Below are 1,160 nucleotides of genomic sequence, written 5' to 3' on the forward strand. Positions count from 1 at the left end.
TCGCGCCAGCCGGTCGCGCTGGTGCGACGTGAATCGCGCCTCGTGGCATTTGCCACGCTGATGTGCCCGGATGTGCAGCGCATCGAGGCGAGCATCGACCTGATGCGCCAGGTGCCCGACGCGCCGCCGGGCACCATGGACTTCCTGTTCGCGAAGCTGATGCTGCATTTCAAGGATCAGGGGTATCAGCGCTTCGGGCTGGGCATGGCGCCGATGTCCGGCATGGAGACGCATCAACTCGCGCCCCGCTGGCATCGCTTCGGGCGCATGATGTTTGCGCATGGCGCACGCTTCTACAACTTCCGTGGGCTGCGCAGTTTCAAGGACAAATTCGATCCGCAGTGGGAGGCGCGCTATCTGATGACGCCGGGCGGCATCGCGCCGATGCTCACGCTCGCCGACGTGGCGGCGCTCGTGGGAGGCGGCTGGAAAGGGATGATTACGAAATGACGGGGAAGACGATGGCGACGCATGGCAGCGCAGACAGCAGGTACGCGGGCCGGCATCGTTTCGGGAAGACGGGTGTCGCCCGTCTGGCGCGGCATCTCGCGGCGGGCGTGCTGGGGTGGTCGGCGGCGATGGCACCGGTTACCGCGCGGGCGCAGACGGCGCCCCTGGCGCCGGAGCATCGCCCCAATCTGCTTCGCCCCGCGCCGAAGGCGGGGCCGGCCGCGCAGCCGCCTGCGGCGGCTTCGAGCGTGCCCTCGCCGGTGATGCCGCAGGCTGCGGCCGCCGCCGCGGGGGCGGCGGCCTTCCGTGGCGCGGGCAACGCCACGCCGGAAATCATGACCCACGGGCGCTTCGAGAACGTGCCGATCTTCCGGCCGGACGGCGAGCCGAATGCCACCGTGCTGTTCTTCTCGGACGATGACGGCTGGACGCCGCGTGCCGAACGCATGGCCCGCGCGCTCGCGGAAACCGGCGCGTTGGTGGCGGGCATCGACACCGCGCGCCTGATGGCGAACTACACGAAGGACGACATCGCGTGCGTCTACGCCGCGGGCGATCTCGACAACTTCGGCCGCTGGGTCGAGGCGGCCGTGAAGCTGCCGGGCTACACGCCGCCGATTCTCGTGGGCGACGGCGTGGGCGGCACGTTCGCGTACGCCATGCTCGCGCAGGCGGGCAGCGACACGTTCTCGGGCGCGCTGTCCGTCGAC

Annotated in this window: 1 protein-coding gene and 1 pseudogene; both read left to right on the top strand. The window is 70.2% G+C overall.

What is annotated here, in order from left to right:
* Positions 1 to 450: phosphatidylglycerol lysyltransferase domain-containing protein (locus tag W930_RS28840; protein WP_036656450.1), on the top strand; the 450-nt coding region annotated here is incomplete at its 5' end.
* Positions 447 to 1,160: pseudogene (locus tag W930_RS28845) on the top strand (hypothetical protein); the annotation flags it as partial. The gene W930_RS28840 and the pseudogene W930_RS28845, both read left to right, overlap by 4 nt.

Origin of the sequence: Pandoraea sp. E26, assembly GCF_000681415.1 — a bacterium.
Taxonomy (GTDB): domain Bacteria; phylum Pseudomonadota; class Gammaproteobacteria; order Burkholderiales; family Burkholderiaceae; genus Pandoraea; species Pandoraea pnomenusa.